General features: G+C 52.3%; 18 protein-coding genes and 1 tRNA gene. 9 read left to right on the top strand and 10 right to left on the bottom strand.

From position 1 onward, the window contains the following. The first annotated feature begins 10 nt into the window (after window positions 1–10). The 3 genes from efp to ecnB all read left to right on the top strand — a co-directional run bounded on the left by efp (window position 11) and on the right by ecnB (window position 1,023). The gene (gene efp, locus OGX97_RS05955) at window positions 11–577 is read left to right on the top strand and encodes an elongation factor P (protein WP_003025478.1); all 567 of its coding nucleotides are present in this window, start codon (window positions 11–13) and stop codon (window positions 575–577) included. A gap of 57 nt (window positions 578–634) precedes the next feature. Then, entirely contained in the window at window positions 635–769 is a 135-nt protein-coding gene (gene ecnA / locus OGX97_RS05950) for a lipoprotein antitoxin entericidin A (protein WP_003830568.1), read from the top strand. A 107-nt stretch (window positions 770–876) separates the two neighbouring features. Beyond that, window positions 877–1,023: a lipoprotein toxin entericidin B gene (gene ecnB, locus OGX97_RS05945; RefSeq protein ID WP_003025482.1), complete on the top strand. Its 147-nt coding sequence runs from the start codon at window positions 877–879 to the stop codon at window positions 1,021–1,023. 36 nt (window positions 1,024–1,059) lie between these two features. On the opposite strand, the gene OGX97_RS05940 is transcribed toward ecnB, so the two are convergent. Beyond that, window positions 1,060–1,659, bottom strand: a complete 600-nt coding sequence (locus tag OGX97_RS05940; RefSeq protein WP_048215095.1) for a LuxR C-terminal-related transcriptional regulator — start codon at window positions 1,657–1,659, stop codon at window positions 1,060–1,062. 256 nt (window positions 1,660–1,915) lie between these two features. Here OGX97_RS05940 and sugE point away from each other — a divergent pair, with 256 nt between their 5' ends. After that, window positions 1,916–2,233 (top strand): quaternary ammonium compound efflux SMR transporter SugE, encoded by a 318-nt coding sequence (sugE, locus tag OGX97_RS05935; RefSeq protein ID WP_000118520.1) that lies wholly within the window; start codon window positions 1,916–1,918, stop codon window positions 2,231–2,233. Here sugE and OGX97_RS05930 read toward each other — a convergent pair. Together OGX97_RS05930 and blaCMY are read right to left on the bottom strand one after the other, a co-directional pair. Further along, on the bottom strand, window positions 2,230–2,763 hold the full coding sequence (locus OGX97_RS05930; protein WP_001221666.1) for a lipocalin family protein: 534 nt from the start codon (window positions 2,761–2,763) through the stop codon (window positions 2,230–2,232). The two genes, sugE and OGX97_RS05930, sit on opposite strands and share 4 nt — an antisense overlap. A 93-nt stretch (window positions 2,764–2,856) precedes the next feature. Continuing rightward, window positions 2,857–4,002 (bottom strand): CMY-2 family class C beta-lactamase, encoded by a 1,146-nt coding sequence (gene blaCMY / locus OGX97_RS05925; protein ID WP_235125730.1) that lies wholly within the window; start codon window positions 4,000–4,002, stop codon window positions 2,857–2,859. Between the two features lie 131 nt (window positions 4,003–4,133). Between blaCMY and ampR the strand changes: the two genes are divergently transcribed. After that, window positions 4,134–5,009, top strand: a complete 876-nt coding sequence (ampR, locus tag OGX97_RS05920; protein WP_057066605.1) for a LysR family transcriptional regulator AmpR — start codon at window positions 4,134–4,136, stop codon at window positions 5,007–5,009. Between the two features lie 41 nt (window positions 5,010–5,050). Here the strand turns inward: ampR and frdD are convergent, their stop codons facing one another. The 4 genes from frdD to frdA are packed head-to-tail and all read right to left on the bottom strand — an operon-like array spanning window position 5,051 to window position 8,341. Then, on the bottom strand, window positions 5,051–5,407 hold the full coding sequence (gene frdD / locus OGX97_RS05915; RefSeq protein WP_003025535.1) for a fumarate reductase subunit FrdD: 357 nt from the start codon (window positions 5,405–5,407) through the stop codon (window positions 5,051–5,053). 10 nt (window positions 5,408–5,417) lie between these two features. After that, window positions 5,418–5,813, bottom strand: coding sequence for a fumarate reductase subunit FrdC (gene frdC / locus OGX97_RS05910; RefSeq protein ID WP_003025537.1), 396 nt, complete (start codon window positions 5,811–5,813; stop codon window positions 5,418–5,420). A 10-nt stretch (window positions 5,814–5,823) separates the two neighbouring features. Further along, window positions 5,824–6,558, bottom strand: a complete 735-nt coding sequence (gene frdB, locus OGX97_RS05905; protein ID WP_042321379.1) for a fumarate reductase iron-sulfur protein — start codon at window positions 6,556–6,558, stop codon at window positions 5,824–5,826. Beyond that, on the bottom strand, window positions 6,551–8,341 hold the full coding sequence (gene frdA / locus OGX97_RS05900; protein ID WP_003830519.1) for a fumarate reductase (quinol) flavoprotein subunit: 1,791 nt from the start codon (window positions 8,339–8,341) through the stop codon (window positions 6,551–6,553). The genes frdB and frdA overlap by 8 nt, the downstream gene beginning before the upstream one ends. Before the next feature lie 324 nt (window positions 8,342–8,665). On the opposite strand from frdA, the gene epmA reads away from it, so the two are divergent. Together epmA and yjeM are read left to right on the top strand one after the other, a co-directional pair. Then, window positions 8,666–9,643: an elongation factor P--(R)-beta-lysine ligase gene (gene epmA / locus OGX97_RS05895; RefSeq protein WP_003830517.1), complete on the top strand. Its 978-nt coding sequence runs from the start codon at window positions 8,666–8,668 to the stop codon at window positions 9,641–9,643. Between the two features lie 214 nt (window positions 9,644–9,857). Continuing rightward, on the top strand, window positions 9,858–11,360 hold the full coding sequence (gene yjeM, locus OGX97_RS05890; protein WP_008785995.1) for a glutamate/gamma-aminobutyrate family transporter YjeM: 1,503 nt from the start codon (window positions 9,858–9,860) through the stop codon (window positions 11,358–11,360). Between the two features lie 181 nt (window positions 11,361–11,541). Here the strand turns inward: yjeM and mscM are convergent, their stop codons facing one another. The 3 genes from mscM to rsgA form a co-directional block, all read right to left on the bottom strand. After that, window positions 11,542–14,856, bottom strand: coding sequence for a miniconductance mechanosensitive channel MscM (mscM, locus tag OGX97_RS05885; protein ID WP_008785996.1), 3,315 nt, complete (start codon window positions 14,854–14,856; stop codon window positions 11,542–11,544). A 17-nt stretch (window positions 14,857–14,873) separates the two neighbouring features. Beyond that, window positions 14,874–15,842, bottom strand: a complete 969-nt coding sequence (gene asd, locus OGX97_RS05880) for an archaetidylserine decarboxylase (protein ID WP_008785997.1) — start codon at window positions 15,840–15,842, stop codon at window positions 14,874–14,876. Between the two features lie 92 nt (window positions 15,843–15,934). Next, the gene (gene rsgA, locus OGX97_RS05875; RefSeq protein WP_170974257.1) at window positions 15,935–16,987 is read right to left on the bottom strand and encodes a small ribosomal subunit biogenesis GTPase RsgA; all 1,053 of its coding nucleotides are present in this window, start codon (window positions 16,985–16,987) and stop codon (window positions 15,935–15,937) included. A gap of 105 nt (window positions 16,988–17,092) precedes the next feature. Between rsgA and orn the strand changes: the two genes are divergently transcribed. Further along, window positions 17,093–17,638, top strand: coding sequence for an oligoribonuclease (gene orn, locus OGX97_RS05870; RefSeq protein WP_020996267.1), 546 nt, complete (start codon window positions 17,093–17,095; stop codon window positions 17,636–17,638). 196 nt (window positions 17,639–17,834) lie between these two features. After that, window positions 17,835–17,910 (top strand) — tRNA-Gly (locus OGX97_RS05865). The last annotated feature ends 3 nt before the right edge of the window (window positions 17,911–17,913 follow it).

Below are 17,913 nucleotides of genomic sequence, written 5' to 3'. Positions count from 1 at the left end.
AGAGGGCCTTATGGCAACGTACTATAGCAACGATTTTCGTGCTGGTCTTAAAATCATGTTGGACGGCGAACCTTATGCGGTTGAAGCCAGCGAATTCGTTAAACCAGGTAAAGGCCAGGCGTTTGCGCGCGTTAAGCTGCGTCGCCTGCTGACCGGTACTCGCGTAGAGAAAACCTTCAAGTCTACTGACTCCGCTGAAGGCGCAGACGTAGCCGACATGAACCTGACCTTCCTGTATAGCGACGGTGAGTTCTGGCACTTTATGAATAACACCACTTTCGAACAGCTGGCTGCAGACGAGAAAGCGGTAGGCGATAACGCTAAATGGCTGCTGGACCAGGCTGAATGCATCGTGACCCTGTGGAACGGTCAGCCGATCTCCGTAACTCCGCCGAACTTCGTTGAGCTGGAAGTTGTTGAAACCGACCCAGGTCTGAAAGGCGATACCGCTGGTACTGGCGGCAAACCGGCTACCCTGTCTACCGGCGCAGTCGTTAAAGTTCCGCTGTTCGTACAGATCGGCGAAGTGATCAAAGTGGATACCCGCTCCGGCGAATACGTTTCTCGCGTAAAATAAGTCTTCCATTTGATCTTATGGCGCAGGTTGCTGCGCCATACTTTTTCCAGGGCAGGAATGATGAAACGTCTTCTCGGTCTTGTAATGCTACTCCTTTTCACCAGCACCCTTCTGACAGGATGCAACACCGCGCGCGGCTTCGGTGAAGACATCAAACATCTTGGCAACTCAATTTCACACGCCGCCAGCTAATCCTTTCATATAGTCTTAAAAACGGTTGTTTATCCATCACACTCCCGGATCTTGTCTATTATTAAGTAGCTATACACAAACAATATTGGCTAGAAAAGGAAGACGTTATGGTTAAGAAAACAATTGCTGCGATCTTTTCTGTGTTGGTACTTTCTTCCGTTTTAACCGCGTGTAATACCACACGAGGCGTAGGACAGGATATCTCTGAAGGCGGTAGCGCAATCTCTGGTGCAGCGACAAAAGCTCAGCAATAGCAATAATGAAGAACGGTACGACGTCGTGTCGTACCGTTAATCACCCTTCTTTGGGAGTGACAGGAACGGCGAGAAGCGGTTCCCCAAGTGCAGTTTCATACGGATATTCCGCTTATAGGTGTAGACCGTTTTGCCATGAATGCTGAGTGCGGCGGCAATGGCATTGTTACTCACACCATCCATCCACATTGATAATACTTTCTCCTCCTGCGGCGTAAGCAAAGGCGTGGCGTTTTTGGCTATTTCTAATGCGGGGCGAACCTGAAGCGCTTCCTGAATTGTGTGGGAGAGTGTGTTCAGCGTGGTGTGCTTGGTCAAGACCGAATGGGCTACGGATTGAGAGGGCACGATGGGGGCATGCTGTCTGTCTGCTGATTGCAGTAAAATCAGTGGGATGACGCCACAACTCATAAAAAAAGGTTTAATTGGCGGACTGGAGTGCGTCTCGCTAATAAAACTGTATAAATCCGCGATCACCAGATGCGGTTTCCATTGCAAAATATGCTCTTTTGCTAACAGGAGATTATTGATTCCTGATACCAGAAATGAGGAGCTGAACCTGCCAGAATGATTAAGCAAGGCCTCTATCCCTGTGCGGGTAAAGTGGCACCGGTCAATCACTAAAATTTTAAGCATAAACGTTTCGCATTCAGAAGAGGGGCAATCGACTTTCTGGTTTCAGAAAGCCCTTCATCATAGAGAACTCCGATGAGTGCCAAATGCGGGAACTACGCCGCTAATTATGCTTAATTCTTGCTTTTAGCAGGCAGTGAATAAAAAGGTTGAAATTCATTTTCTTCCGGGCAAAAATGCCATTTCACACATCAGCTTTGCAGGACGACCTGCAAACGCTTCATTCACCGGGGACGGCCCCATAGTTCTGGAGCCTGATATGTCCTGGATCGTTTTATTAATTGCAGGTTTGCTCGAAGTCGTATGGGCGATTGGCCTGAAATACACCCACGGTTTTACGCGTCTTACGCCAAGCATTATCACTATTGCGGCGATGATCGTCAGCATCGCCATGCTCTCCTGGGCAATGCGCACGTTGCCTGTTGGAACAGCTTATGCGGTCTGGACCGGTATTGGCGCTGTTGGGGCGGCCATTACAGGGATTTTACTGCTGGGTGAGTCTGCCAGCCCGGCACGTTTGCTGAGCCTTGGGCTGATCGTTGCTGGTATTATTGGTCTGAAGCTGAGCACTCACTAAGCGCCAGGCTGTTTCACCCAAATCAGTTTATTCACTTCAAACCCTTCCCGGGTCGCGATGGCTAACATTTGCTGTTTCATTTCATCTGAAATAGTAGGGGTCCGTGAAAGGATCCACAGGTAGTCGCGATCCGGGCCACAAACCAGCGCGTGACGATATTCCCGGTCGAGTGCAATTACGTTATACCCGCCATAGAAGGGGCCGAAAAAAGAAACCTTAAGCGCGGCTCTGCTTGGGTCGCCGGTGAAATAGGCTTTCCCTTCCGTTTTCTGCCACATCTCCCTGTCAGGGTTATAGCCCTTGTTAATAACGTTGATGCCGCCATCGTCGCGCAAGCTGTATGTTGCGGTCACTTTATCCAATCCGCGCTCGAAACGATGGTCGAAGCGCGCAATTTCATACCAGGTTCCCAGATAGCGTTTGGCATCAAAGTTATTTACCACGGTAACGCCTTTCGGCGGTGTCGGGGAGCTACACGCGACAACCAGGAATGCAGCCGTAACTGCAGCAACGACGGGCAAAATGCGCATGGGATTTTCCTTGCTGTATTTTTGTTAAGTGTAGATGACAACAGGAAAAAAAGAGAAAGAAAGGAGGCCCAATATCCTGGGCCTCATCGTTAGTTATTGCAGCTTTTCAAGAATGCGCCAGGCCGCCTCGACACGGACAGGGTTAGGATAGCTTTTGTTTGCCAGCATCACGATGCCAAGGTTTTTTTCTGGAACGAAGGCTACGTAGCTGCCAAATCCTCCAGTGGATCCCGTTTTATGCACCCATGAGGCTTTCACAGCGGGGGCAGGCGGGTTTACCTCAACGGCGGGAAGCGCTGCCAATGCCACTTTGCTGTCGCTACCGTTGATGATTGAATCAGCTTTCAGCGGCCAGTTCAGCATCTCCCAGCCTAATCCCTGGTACATATCGCCAATACGCCAGTAGCGAGACTGCGCAAGCGCAATGCCCTGCTGGAGCGTTTTCTCCTGAACGCGGCTGGCGTCCATGTTGACCTGAACCCAGCGGGCCATATCAATAACGCTGGATTTCACGCCATAGGCTTCGGCGTCAAGTTGTCCCGGAGAAACGTGTACAGCCTTCCCTTCGCGATAGCCCCAGGCATAATCTTTTTGTTCGTTCTGCGGAACTGTAATCCAGGTATGCGCCAGTTTTAATGGTTGCAGGACGCGTCTGGTCATTGCCTCTTCGTAACTCATTCCTGAGGGTTTCACCGCCAGCGCGCCAAACAGACCAATGCTGGAGTTAGCGTAAAGACGCTTAGCGCCCGGGGCCCATTGCGGCTGCCAGTTTTGATAAAAACGCAGTAATGCGGCTTTATCCGTAACGTCATCGGGGATCTGCAGCGGCAGGCCGCCTGCCGTGTAGGTGGCTAAGTGCAGCAGGCTGATACCCTGCCACTGTTTGCCTATCAGTTCTGGCCAGTATTTCGTGACCGGATCGCTGAGCTTAATTTCGCCACGGGCGATAGCATCGCCGCCCAACACGCCGTTAAACGTCTTACTGACCGACCCTAGCTCAAACAGAGTTTGCTGCGTGACTGGGTGGTTATTGGTGATATCGGCTTTACCCCAGGTGAAATAATAGGGTTTTCCCTGGTAGATAACGGCAACGGCCATACCCGGAATAGCCTGCTCCTGCATCAACGGGGTGATGGTGCGATTAACGATATCGGCAATCTGTTGTTCTGTTTTGGCGGCGGCAAACGTGGAGAAAGGGGCTGTCAGCAGCAGAGCGCAGCATAACGATTTTTTCATCATGAAATCAGTTCCGTAATTAAAAGCAAAAGGGTGTCCGGGCCCGTCAGACGCAATCAGTGTGTTTGATTTGCACCGTGTTGACAAACGGTTAAATTTAGCAGCAGATATAAGTTTTTCTAACAGGCCGGATGATGACGCGTAGCTATATCCCTCTTAACTCGCTGCGGGCTTTTGAAGCCGCGGCCAGACATCTCAGTTTTACCCGCGCCGCGATTGAGCTCAACGTGACGCATTCTGCCATCAGTCAGCATGTAAAAGCGCTGGAGCAGCAGCTAAATTGTCAGCTTTTTGTGCGCGGTTCTCGTGGATTAATGTTGACCACTGAAGGGGAAAGTCTGTTACCTGTACTTAATGACTCTTTCGATCGTATGGCGGGGATGCTGGATCGTTTTGCCACCAAACAGACCCAGGAAAAACTTAAAATTGGCGTGGTGGGGACCTTTGCGGTTGGGTGTCTGTTTCCTCTACTGGGCGATTTTAAGCGCAGTTACCCGCATATTGATTTGCATATTTCTACCCATAATAACCGCGTGGATCCCGCTGCCGAAGGGCTGGATTATACCATTCGCTACGGAGGGGGAGCCTGGCACGATACCGACGCGCAATATTTATGTAGCGCGTTGATGTCTCCACTGTGTTCGCCAACATTGGCTTCGCAGATTCAAACGCCTGCGGACATCCTGAAATTTCCGTTATTACGATCGTATCGGCGGGATGAATGGACGCTTTGGATGCAGGCCGCCGGAGAGGCGCCCCCGTCACCGACGCACAACGTGGTGGTGTTTGATTCGTCCGTCACCATGCTGGAAGCCGCGCAGGCGGGGATCGGTGTGGCAATTGCACCAGTCAGAATGTTCACGCATTTACTCAGTAGGGAACGAATCGTTCAACCGTTTTTAACGCAGATTGATTTGGGAAGTTACTGGATAACGCGTTTGCAATCGCGTCCGGAGACACCCGCGATGCGTGAATTTTCCCGTTGGTTGACAGGAATACTGCACAAATAAAAAGGCCCGCCAATGGCGGGCCTGATAATTAACGCATGTACTTAGATGGTCAGAATACCAATAGCCGTTACAACGGTCAGGATTGCTGCCAGTCCGTAGAAGACCCATTTGCCAGCAGGCACGTGGATTTTCAGGTCATGCATCGCGTGGTGCATACGGTGTAAACCACACCACAGCGGCAGAACGATCATCAGGAACAGAAACGCACGTCCGATGAAGCTCTGAGCGAATGCCAGTACGCGTTCATAGCTGAAAGCATCAGGAACAAAGCCCAGCGGCAGCATAATGCCTACCAGCAGGATCATTACCGGCGCAATGATTGCGCTCCACATACCGCCTGCACCAAACAGGCCCCAGAATACGGGTTCGTCAGAGCGTTTTGGATTTGGATTAATCATTCCGGACTCCTTACCAGAACAGGGCAACAAACAGTATGACTACTGTCGCAACCACAGTAACTGCCCAGAGACCTTTGATGATCGGCTCTGGCCCCATTTTTTCGTCTTTAACGATGATGTTGGCTGCTTTTGGCGCCAGCTCAAACCAGGTTTTGGTATGCAGCAGCGCTGCTGCCAGGGCGATAATGTTAAGGATTACCACCACCGGGTTTTGCAAAAAGGCGACAAAGCCCATCCAGGACTCTGCACCATGCTTGAGTGCAAACAGGCCGATAATCAGTTCAATGCTGAACCAGACTGCCGGAACTGCCGTGCCTTCACGCAGCATGTAAAAACGATAAAATGGCAGCTTTTTCCACCAGGTGGACGTCATTGGCCGCACATAGGCTTTACGTTTAGTCGTCATCGTGCACTCCTTAGCGTGGTTTCAGGGTAGCGATAAGAAAGTCTTTTGAACTTTCAACTTTACCCTGCTGAATGGCCGCAGCCGGATCGACGTGTTTCGGGCAGACTTCGGAGCAGTAGCCCACGAAAGTACAGGTCCAGACGCCGTTCGGGCTGTTCAACTGAGCCATACGCTCCTTCTTACCGTGGTCGCGGCTATCTTCGTTGTAACGATGCGCCAGCGTAATCGCAGCCGGTCCAATGAACTCAGGGTTCAGGCCGAACTGCGGACACGCGGCATAGCACAGACCACAGTTGATGCAACCGGAGAACTGATGATACTTCGCCATCTGCGCCGGAGTCTGGGTGTTTGGACCCTGATCCGGTGTACGCGGGTTACCGATAATGTACGGTTTGATCGCTTCCAGGCTTTCGATAAAGTGCGTCATGTCGACGACCAGATCGCGCTCAATCGGGAAGTTGCCCAGCGCTTCAACCTTGATGCCGTTGGTGTAATCACGCAGGAAGGTTTTGCATGCCAGTTTCGGTACATTGTTGACCATCATGCCGCAGGAGCCGCAGATCGCCATACGGCAGGACCAGCGGTAGCTCAGGTCCGGTGCCAGGTTATCCTTGATGTAACCCAGCGCATCCAGCAGTGACGTGGTTTCATCATAAGGAACTTCGTAGAAAGCACTGTGCGGCGCGGTATCGGTTTCCGGGTTATAGCGCACCACCTCAACTTTCAGGTTTTTCATCTCAGCCATTCGCCTTCTCCTTCTTATCGGCTGCTTCCGCTTCGCCACCGTAAACACGTTTAGCCGGTGGCAGAGTGGTGATTTTCACGTCGCTATATTCCAGGCGAGTCGTGCCGTCAGCATCGCGGAAGGCGAGGGTGTGTTTGAGGAAGTTCACATCGTCACGCTCGGTGCAGCCTTCATCCAGACGCTGGTGCGCGCCGCGGGATTCTTTACGCGCCAGAGCAGAGTGCGCCATACATTCAGCAACGTTCAGACCGTGACCCAGTTCGATGGTATACAGCAGGTCGGTGTTGAAGACGCTGGAGGTATCAGTGATACGTACGCGCTTGAAGCGTTCCTGCAGTTCCGCCAGCTTATCAACGGTTTTCTGCATGAGTTCCGGCGTACGGTAGATACCGCAACCTTCTTCCATGGACAGGCCCATTTCGTCACGGATCTTAGACCAGTTTTCGTTACCTTCCTGGTTAACCAGATCTTTCAGACGTTTTTCAACGCCAGCAACCTGTGCATCAAGAGCGGCGCTGTTTGCAGCGCCAGCCGTTGCAGCGCGTTCTGCTGCCTGCTCACCGGCCATACGACCGAAGACCACCAGTTCTGCCAGGGAGTTAGAGCCCAGACGGTTAGCGCCATGCAGACCAACAGAGGAACATTCGCCGACAGCGAACAGACCTTTAATGCGGGTTTCACAGTGCTGATCGGTTTCGATACCGCCCATGGTGTAGTGCGCGGTCGGACGTACCGGGATCGGTTCTTTAACCGGATCGACACCCACGTAAGCTTTCGCCAGTTCGCAGATGAACGGTAAACGTTCGAGCAGTTTTTTCTCGCCGAGGTGACGCAGGTCGAGGTGAACCACATCGCCACGCGGAGTGGAAATGGTGTTGCCTTTGCGCCATTCGTGCCAGAACGCCTGAGATACTTTGTCGCGCGGACCGAGTTCCATGTATTTGTTTTTTGGCTCGCCCAGCGGGGTTTCCGGACCCATGCCGTAGTCTTGCAGATAACGGTAGCCGTTTTTGTTGACCAGAATACCGCCTTCACCACGGCAGCCTTCAGTCATCAGGATACCGGATCCTGGCAGACCTGTTGGGTGATACTGAACGAATTCCATATCACGCAGCGGAACGCCGTGGCTCAGCGCCATGCCCATACCGTCGCCGGTTACGATGCCGCCGTTGGTGTTGTAACGGTAAACACGACCTGCTCCGCCCGTTGCCATCACGACAGCGTTAGCACGGATTTGCACCAGCGTGCCTTCCATCATGTTCATGGCAACCAGGCCGCGAGCATGACCGTCGTCAACCAGGATATCCAGAACGAAGTGTTCGTCAAAGCGCTGAATCTGCGGGAACTGCAAAGATGTTTGGAACAGCGTATGCAGCATGTGGAAGCCGGTCTTATCCGCGGCAAACCAGGTACGCTCGATTTTCATACCGCCGAAGCGACGTACGTTGACGCTACCGTCTTCACGACGGCTCCATGGGCAGCCCCATTGTTCCAGTTGCGTCATTTCAGTTGGGCAGTGGTGGACAAAGTAATCCACGACATCCTGCTCACACAGCCAGTCTCCGCCTGCTACCGTATCGTGAAAATGGTAGTCAAAGCTGTCATGATCCTGCGCGACAGCAGCAGAGCCGCCTTCGGCAGCAACGGTATGGCTGCGCATTGGGTACACTTTTGAGATCAGTGCGATTTTAGCGTTGGGATTTGCTTGTGCGGCAGCAATTGCAGCACGTAATCCCGCGCCACCGGCGCCTATAATGGCAAGATCGGCTTGAAAGGTTTGCACGACATTCCTCCAGATTGTTGTTATTTCATCCCTGCCTGAAATCAGATGCTTCATCGGCTTCAAACAGGTTATGAACGCGTTTCCACTGCTCCTTTATAGGTACAATAGTATAGTCTTAGGGATGTGCGGGAAATTTGACGTGTTCGATTTTTTTAGCGTGTCATAGGGGGGAATTATCATTGAATTTGATTAATTTAATTACTAAACCACCCTAAGTCGCTTTTTTTATCCAATTGCCAGTGATGATTAGTGCTGCCTGAAATTTGTCTCGCTAGCGCGATACGAGTAGACTTCGTGCCCTTGTCATAAATCGGAGAAACAACCATGAGCGAAACGGCAACCTGGCAGCCGAGCGCGTCCATCCCCAATCTGTTGAAACGTGCAGCAATTATAGCGGAGATTCGCCGCTTTTTTGCCGATCGTGGCGTGCTTGAGGTTGAGACCCCTTGTATGAGTCAGGCAACGGTAACGGACATCCACCTGTTCCCGTTCGAAACGCGTTTCGTTGGCCCTGGACACTCCCAGGGAATGAATCTCTATTTAATGACCAGCCCTGAATACCATATGAAGCGCCTGCTGGTGGCAGGATGCGGCCCGGTGTATCAACTGTGCCGCAGCTTCCGTAATGAAGAGATGGGGCGCCATCATAACCCTGAATTCACCATGCTTGAGTGGTATCGTCCGCACTACGATATGTATCGCCTGATGAATGAAGTGGATGATTTGCTCCAGCAGGTGCTGGACTGCTCACCTGCGGAAAGCCTTTCTTACCAGCAGGCCTTCCAGCGCCATCTGGAGATTGACCCGCTGTCTGCGGATAAAACCCAACTGCGGGAAGTGGCGGCGAAATTGGATCTCAGCAATATCGCTGATACCGAAGAAGACCGGGATACCTTACTGCAACTGCTGTTTACGATGGGTGTTGAACCGCATATTGGTAAAGACAAGCCGACGTTTGTGTATCATTTCCCGGCCAGCCAGGCATCACTGGCGCAAATCAGTACCGAAGATCACCGCGTGGCTGAACGTTTCGAGGTTTATTACAAAGGTATTGAGCTGGCGAATGGTTTCCATGAATTGACCGACGCGCGCGAACAGCAGCAGCGGTTTGAACAGGATAACCGCAAACGTGCCGCACGAGGCTTACCACAGCAACCTATCGATACCAACCTGCTGGAAGCGCTGAAAGTCGGCATGCCGGATTGCTCAGGCGTGGCGCTGGGCGTTGACCGTCTGGTGATGCTGGCGCTGGGCGCAGAGAGCCTGGCCGAGGTAATCGCATTTACCGTCGATCGCGCATAACTTACTCTTCTGCAATACAAAGTGGTGGCTTAATCGCCACTTTGTAGCATATTTTTTCATTTCCCCTCTAATAGCCACAATTTACACCTGGATATTTGATATCGTTTAGGTATCAATTCTGTGTTGATTTTTTTATCGCTGAACTCTGCAAAGAGAGCAGTGCCAACCGGTGAGCGGCGTTTGTTAAACGCTTGCCAGAGTAAGGGATGGTTTAATGACCCAAACAATAAAAAAGATGAGCCTGATAGGTCTCATTCTCATGATATTTACGTCAGTTTTCGGTTTTGCTAATAGCCCCTCCGCGTTCTATTTAATGGGGTATAGTGCAATACCGTGGTATATATTTTCTGCATTATTATTCTTTATTCCATTTGCTTTAATGATGGCGGAAATGGGTTCTGCCTATCGGAAAGAAGAGGGGGGAATCTATTCGTGGATGAATAATAGCGTTGGACCACGCTATGCGTTTATCGGCACGTTTATGTGGTTTTCTTCTTATGTGATATGGATGGTTAGTACTGCGGCGAAAGTCTGGGTACCTTTTTCAACCTTCTTGTTTGGCGCAGACATGACGCAGCACTGGCGTATTGCAGGGCTTGAGCCTACGCAGGTTGTCGGACTGCTCGCAGTCGGTTGGATGATCCTGGTGACCTGCGTGGCATCCCGGGGTATTAATAAGATTGCGCGTATTACGGCTGTAGGTGGAATTGCCGTAATGTGTCTTAATTTAGTTCTGTTGTTAGTGAGTGTCGCTATTTTGTTATTAACTGGTGGCCACTTTGCACAGGATATTAATTTCATCTCTTCGCCTAATCCCGGATATCAGTCTGGACTGGCAATGTTGTCATTTGTTGTGTTTGCCATTTTTGCTTACGGCGGAATTGAAGCTGTGGGGGGACTGGTTGATAAAACAGAAAAACCAGAAAAGAACTTTGCAAAAGGCATTGTCTTTGCCGCTATTGTCATTTCTGTTGGTTATTCACTGGCCATCTTTTTATGGGGCGTTAGCACCAACTGGCAGCAGGTATTAAGTAATAGCTCAGTTAACCTCGGGAATATTACCTATATCCTGATGAAAAGCCTCGGAATGACGTTGGGTAACGCGCTACATCTTTCCCCTGATGCCGCAATGGTGATGGGCGTATGGTTTGCACGTATTACCGGGCTTTCCATGTTCCTTGCCTATACCGGCGCTTTTTTCACCCTCAGCTACTCACCGCTGAAAGCGATTATTCAGGGCACGCCGAAGGCGTTGTGGCCCGCGCCGATGACCAAACTGAATGCCGTGGGGATGCCGACGACGGCAATGTGGTTACAGTGCCTGCTGGTGAGCCTGTTTATCCTGTTGGTTTCATTTGGTGGCGATACGGCTTCAGCGTTCTATAACAAACTGACGCTGATGGCGAACGTCTCGATGACGCTGCCGTATCTGTTCCTGGCGCTGGCGTTTCCGTTCTTTAAATCCCGTCCGGGTCTGGAAAGGCCGTTTGTTGTCTTTAAAACCCGAGCGGCGACGCTGCTGGCAACGGGAGTGGTCGTGCTGGTGGTGACGTTTGCTAACGTGTTCACCATCATCCAGCCGGTAATTGAAGCCGGGGACTGGAACAGCGCACTGTGGATGACCGGCGGTCCGATCTTCTTCTCACTGCTGGCGATGGCGATTTATCAGAACTACAGCCGTCGCACGACCAACGAGCCTGAGTGGGCGGTGGAATAAAGGCCATCTGGCGTTTATTGCCTGTTGCCGATCCGGACGCATATTAAGCCCGAAAATGTCTGTGGTCGGCGATGAAATGCCCGATGGCGCAAGCTTATCGGGCCTACAGGTTAATTGCAGACCCGTAGGCCGGATTAGACCCAACAGGTCGCCATCCGGCATTTCTTGCCTGCATTGTGCGTTACAAACTCCCTGCCGGGCGACTGCCTCTTCCTGCAGAACTTAATGTTCTCCCTGTTTGCTTACCGCCGAGGCTCTCCAGACGCATCTGGAACGGAGGGAACGGCATATCAATACCGTGCTCGCGGAAGCCTGCCAGAATCAGTTGATGGATTTCATGGCGCAGCGGCATGCGATGTCCCATCTCTGCGGCATAAATACGCAGTTCGAAGATTTGAATCCCCTGCTGCAGGTCAACCAGGAAGACTTCAGGTGCCGGATTATCGATAACCAGCGAACAGCGCTGCGCGGCAGTCAGCAGGATCTGCGTAACCTCCTCGCTGTTCGCCTCCGACGGTGCCGGGATGGTTAACACCACACGGGTAACGGAATCGGATAACGACCAGTTGATAAACTGTTCGGTGATAAAGGCTTTGTTGGGCACGATGATCTCTTTACGGTCCCAGTCGCTGATAGTGGTGGCACGGGTATTAATCTTCGTCACGCTACCGGTAAGATCGCGAATCGTCACCGTGTCGCCAATGCGGATTGGTTTTTCAAACAGGATAATCAGACCGGAAATAAAGTTGGCGAAGATCTCCTGCAAACCAAAGCCCAGACCGACACCGAGAGCCGCCACCAGCCATTGCAGTTTGGACCATTCAATACCGATCATCGAGAAGCCAACCAGACCGCCAATCAGCATCAGCAGATACTTGGTGATGGTGGTGATGGCATAACCGGTGCCGGGGGTTAAATCCAGATGTTGCAGTAGTGCCAGCTCCAGCAGTGCGGGTAGGTTGCGCACTAACTGGGTGGTGATGATAAATACCAGAATCGCGATAAGCACCGCGCCCAGCGTTATCGGTTCTAAGCTTTCCACGCCCTGAACCGTGGAGGTGACATCCCACAACGAGATGTTTTCCAGGAAGCCGAAAGCGGAATGAATTTCTGACCACAGTACAATGACCGAGAGCAGGGCGATAAGCATCAGGATAGAACGCACCAGGCGCAGCGATTGCGCGCTGATAGCATCCAGATCCACTTCGCTTTCATCAACGTCAATCGCGCCTTCAAGGCTGGTGGAATGCGGTGGTTCTTCTTCGCCCCGCGCGCGCTGCGCCAGCATTTCAGCGCGTCGATGCTTGGCGCGGTCAAACGCCAGGCGGCGACGCTGAATTAGCATCCAACGGCGGATAACGTGATACACCACCAGTAATAAGAACCAAATCGCTACAGACGTTTCCAGACGTGCCAGCAGGGCTTGTGACGTGGCGAGGTAGCCTACTGCCGCGGCGAGAATGGCAATCAGCGGCGCACCCATCAGCATATTCCACAGCATGCTGTTGACCATGTTATCGCTGTTGCCCTCTTTATCGAGGTACAGCGGTATCCCGGCGCGTTTCAGGCTCAGGGTTACGACCGCCAGCGCACCGCAAATCAGAATAAAGCACAGACGTCCCAGTGAGGCGGAGAATTCCCGGTCATTGAGGTTATCAAACATAATCACCGCCATGATCAACGGGACAATCAGCCCAATGCTCATCAGGTAATAGTGCATAGCTTTCGCGACGCGGTTCCGCGGCCAGCCAAAGTGGGCAATGAACAGACCGTTGGGGCGTGCAAAGGTGGCGCAGATCATTACCGCCCACAGCATGGGCACCGTGGCGGTAACGCCATCGCCGATCGCGACAGCCAACGGATAAGGCCAGGCTTCCTGCAATCCGTAACCGAGCGTTGCCCACAACACTGGCAATGGTGAAGCGACGAGTATTGACCAGAATACCGTGCGTATTGTCAGCCAGAAGTGATCCTGGGTGACTTTCCCGACCCGCGCGGACGAGCGTTCAAGGAAACGGGTGAAGTGCTTGCGCGAAGAGAGGCTAAAGCCAACTAACACCAACGCCGCGAACAGCGGTAGCAGCGTTTCTTTGCTGGTCAGCATCATGATGCTGGCTTTGCCCAACTGATTAAACGTATCTAATGAGATCAGACGCCGCAGATCCTGAACGATGTCGACAGGCCAGGAGAGCGAGATAGGGCTAACGTCTGACGTCCAGAACAGGTAGCGGTGCGTCGCTTCATTGACCTCTTTTAGCGCATCTTCCAGTTGGCTGTTGGAAACTTTGAGCTTGGTCAGCTCAAGGATCAGCGTATCGCCGCCCTGTAACAATGAGTTCAGCAACTCACGCTGGGTGCGTAGCTGGGCGTTGAGGATGCTGCTCTGTTCAGCGGTCAGAGGTTGTCCATCGGCCTGATGAATTTGACGCAGCTGCGGCTGTTTGTTGAGGAGATCCTCATAGCGCATGCGGTGTACGCGAAGCTGCGCCATTTCGGTATCCAGCTGCTGAGGCTTGGGCATTTCCGGTAAACGGGATACCTGCGCTCGCAGCGCTTCTCCCAGCATATTTGAAACCCCAAGCCACTGAGACTGCTCTCGCAGCGTATTCAATGCCTGACGCACCTGCAGCGTTTGACTGGCGGCCTGACGCTGCTGCGAAGCGACCAGATCCATACGCTGTGCTTGCTGGTTCAAGGCCTGAGAAAGCTCGCGGTTTACCTTGAACTGGTCGACAATACCCTCCGGCAGTCCCGCGCTGTTTTCCGCCAGCAGTTCAGTGCTTTCCAGCGCTCGCTCAGCTTCACGCTGACGTTGACTGTTAAGCTGGTTGCGCAAAGCCTGCAGGTAAGCGTCGAGTTGTTGACTCTGTTTTTCCGCCAGTTCGGAGCGCATACGCGCCAGTTCCTGACGGTTATTGGCGGAAAGCTGCGCCAGCTCCAGTTCATCGACCTGGGCTTTAAGTTTGGCGGATTCAGCCTGCATCGCCTGATTCTGTGCGGAATTGCCGTTGGCGGTACCAATGCGTCGCTCAAGCTCATTGAGCTGGCGGCGGGCATCGGTTTGCTGTTGAGGAAGCTGGCTTAACGAGTCGGCGATTTCCCGGGCGCGATCCTGCTCCTGTTGGGCCTGACGACTCTTTTCCAGCAGTTGGCTGCTAACCTGGAGGATCTCCTGGTTTAACGCATCGGTAGTGAGTCCGGTTGGTACATTGCGCGGTTCATCACGCAGGTTGCTAAGCTGCGCGCGTAACGTTGCGGACAGCTTGGGGAAGTTATCAATAACCTGCTGATATTGCTGGGCACGCTCGAGAGAGCCTTTACGCTCCTCAAGGGCATTCAGCGCGGACTGGAGCGCCTCGACGGTTTCTGGCTGAGCGGGTTTTGCCGCTTTTGCCTGCTCCAGTTCCTGGGTGAGTTGTTTGGCATCGGGGGCCGTCGCAGCGTACGCCCCCAGGCTGAGGCACCAGGCCATCAGAAAAGTGATAATCAGGCGCACAGCAGCGATTCCTATGTTTAACTTTCGTCTTTTTTGTCGTCAACCAGCGGGCTGGCATCGTGTTCTGCTTCGATCTCTTCTTTCGCCAGCGGGGCCGGTTCTGCCTCTGGCGTCACGAAAGTCTCGGTCGAGATGGCCATTGGCTGGCCGATTTTGGTCACGGAAAGATCCTGCAACTGCTCAACCAGGTTAACTTTGCCAGGTGCGAACAGGTTGATGACGGTGGAACCGAGCTTAAAGCGGCCCATTTCCTGACCTTTCAGCAGCGCCACCGACCCTTCGCTTTCGCCTTCCGGCCAGGTCCAGCGCTTGATGACGCCTTCACGCGGTGGAGTAATGGTGCCAGCCCATGCGGTTTCAATACTGCCGACGATGGTCGCGCCGACCAGAATCTGCACCATCGGGCCAAATTCGGTATCAAACAGACAGATTACACGTTCGTTGCGGGCAAACAGGTTCGGTACGTTTTGCGCAGTCAGGATGTTTACAGAGAAGAGATCGCCCGGCACATACATCATTTCACGCAGGATACCGTTACACGGCATGTGTACACGGTGGTAATCGCGTGGAGACAAGTAAGTGGTTACAAACGTACCGTTGCGGAATTTGTCCGCCATCTGATAGTTGCCTGCCAGCAGCGCTTCAAGGGTATAGCTGTGCCCTTTAGCCTGCAGCAGTTTGTCTTCCTCGATGTTGCCTAACTGGTTAATCACACCGTCAGCGGGCATGACCAGTACGTTTGGATCGGTATTAATCGGGCGAGCATCATCGCGCAGCGGGCGAACAAAGAAGTCGTTGAAGGTGCGATAGCTGGCGGTGTCCGGCTTTTGCGCCTCTTTCATATCGACCTTGTAATATTTCACGAACAGATCGATAACCAGTTTGGTCAGCCATCCCGCTCGTTTGCTCGCACCCCAACCCGCCAGGCGAGTGAGCCATAGTTTCGGCAGAATGTATTGTAGCGAAAGCTTAAATGAGTTTAACAAGGTAGCCTCCAGGCCATAATTTGTTCCCGATCCGGCATACGGGCCGGATCCTGAAAAAAGGGGGACGATTCTAGCGATGCTTAGCTTAGTTGTCAGTTGTCTGTATCAGAAAAGTTTTTACGCGTTTTTACCTGCGCCATGCTTTCCAGGATGCGGTGATAATTTTCAAACCGGGTTTCGGCTATGGCCCCTTTTTCTACAGCCTCACGGATAGCGCAGCCTGGATCGGTATCATGCTTGCAGTCGCGGTATTTGCAATGGCCCAGGTAGTCATGAAATTCGACAAAGCCATGCGTGATTTGTTCCGGCTCCAGATGCCACAGTCCAAACTCACGTACGCCAGGGGAGTCGATAACGTCGCCGCCGTGCGGGAAGTGATACAGGCGAGAGGCCGTGGTGGTGTGCTGTCCAAGGCCGGAGTTGTCAGAGACATCATTGGTCAGGATCTCTTCCTGCAGGCCGAGGAGATTATTGAGCAGGCTGGATTTACCTACGCCCGATTGACCGGCAAAAATGCTGATGCGATCGGTTAATGCTTCTTCAAGCGGTTTCAGGCCGTCTTTTGTGCGGCTTGATACCATCAACACCCGATAGCCAATGTTGCGATAGATATCCATCTGTTCGTTAACGAAGGCCATGCCTTCATCATCCAGCAGATCGATCTTATTCAGCACGATAATCGGTTCAACGTGTAGCGTTTCGCAGGCTACCAGATACCGGTCGATAATATTGAGTGACAGCTCGGGTAAGATGGCTGAGACAATAACGATCTGGTCGATGTTGGCGGCAATAGGCTTTACCCCGTCGTAAAAGTCGGGGCGTGTCAGTACTGAAGTACGATCGTGTACCGCTTCAACGATACCTTTGACATTCACGCCTTCAGCTGCCGCTTTACCCGGGCGCCAGACTACGCGATCGCCAGTAACCAGCGAGCGAATTGTACGGCGGATGTTGCAACGGTGAATTTCACCGTCAGCAGACTCTACGTCGGCATGCATGCCAAAACGGCTGATAACGATGCCTTCAGCGGTTTCGCCAAACAGGTTGTCGTCGTAGTCGGGCTTCTCCGTGGACGTTTTAAGACGACGCTGGTGATTGGCGTTCACACGGCGCTGTTGGCCTTTGGAGAGTTTATTCTTACTCAATCGGACTGGCTCCTGGTCGCCCATGATGGGCAAAACATTTATGATACACACAATTTTAGATCAATGTAGTCACACTGAATGTGACGCTGAAGGGTGGAAAATAGCATGAGTGCCAATGAAAACAACCTGATTTGGATCGATCTGGAGATGACAGGTCTGGATCCCGAGCGCGATCGCATTATTGAGATCGCCACGCTGGTGACGGATGCCAACCTGAATATTCTGGCTGAAGGACCGACAATTGCGGTGCACCAGTCCGACGAACAGCTGGCATTAATGGATGACTGGAACGTACGTACGCATACCGGAAGTGGGCTGGTGGAGCGCGTGAAGGCGAGCACCATGGGCGATCGTGAAGCTGAACTGGCCACGCTGGCTTTTTTGAAAGAGTGGGTTCCGGAAGGGAAATCACCTATCTGCGGCAACAGCATCGGGCAGGATCGTCGTTTCCTGTTTAAATACATGCCGGAGCTGGAGGCGTATTTCCATTATCGCTATCTGGACGTCAGTACGCTCAAAGAACTGGCGCGTCGTTGGAAGCCGGAAATCCTTGCGGGCTTCACCAAGCAGGGAACACATCAGGCGATGGACGACATTCGTGAATCTGTTGCTGAGCTTGCTTACTATCGCGAACATTTTATTAATCTTTGATTTTGTTCTCCGGTGGCTTGCGCCACCGGTTTTTTGACGCTAAATTGTTCAGCTTGATTGCAAATTAATCACTTGAACGAATTTTCAAAAAAAACGCTTTCAGGGGGGTTGCAGCTAAACGGATTTCTCGTATAATGCGCCTCCCGTAACGACGCAGAAATGCGAATTACGACAGCAACAAAAGCAGTACAGATTTGCGGGAATAGCTCAGTTGGTAGAGCACGACCTTGCCAAGGTCGGGGTCGCGAGTTCGAGTCTCGTTTCCCGCTCCAAAA

Origin of the sequence: Citrobacter sp. Cpo061 (assembly GCF_030332845.1) — a bacterium.
In the GTDB taxonomy this organism is placed as follows: domain Bacteria; phylum Pseudomonadota; class Gammaproteobacteria; order Enterobacterales; family Enterobacteriaceae; genus Citrobacter; species Citrobacter portucalensis.
The sequence above is the reverse complement of the archived record's forward strand: the minus strand, read 5'-3'. Positions and strand labels throughout refer to the sequence as shown.